At 61.9% G+C, this 373-nt stretch carries 1 protein-coding gene; it reads right to left on the bottom strand.

The genetic code is table 11. The features are described from left to right. The coding region (locus Q4563_RS17035; protein WP_303605335.1) for a hypothetical protein at positions 1 to 373 on the bottom strand (373 nt) is incomplete at both ends.

Here is a 373-nt window from a genome sequence, read left to right as displayed (position 1 = left end):
CCAGTAGGGCGATGGCATCGGAGTCACGCTGTTGTTTTTGCTCTGTCACCCGTTGCATGGTGCGGTGTGCTTCTTCGGCACTGTGTTGGGCCGCCAGACGCTCGGAGGTGAGGCGGTCCAGTATCGACTGCGGCAAAAACGGGTTGGACGATATCTTGGCAGCTATCTCCGGCACGTCAGCGTCAGCTGCTGGAGACTCGGGCAGGACTGGTGCTTCCGGTTCCGGTTCAAAATGCAGGGGCTCCAGAGTGGGGGATTCCGGTTGTTGTGGTGCCGGTGTGATGGCGTCTTGCGGGATATTGCTCTCGGTGAGCGTCGGGATGGTGTCCGTGCCGGAGGTGACGCTGGAGGTTGTGCTGGCCGGGTCTGGGGC

The sequence above is a fragment of the Gilvimarinus sp. 1_MG-2023 genome (assembly GCF_030548285.1).
Note: the sequence above shows the minus strand (reverse complement) of the source record. Positions and strands in the feature narration are given on the sequence as shown.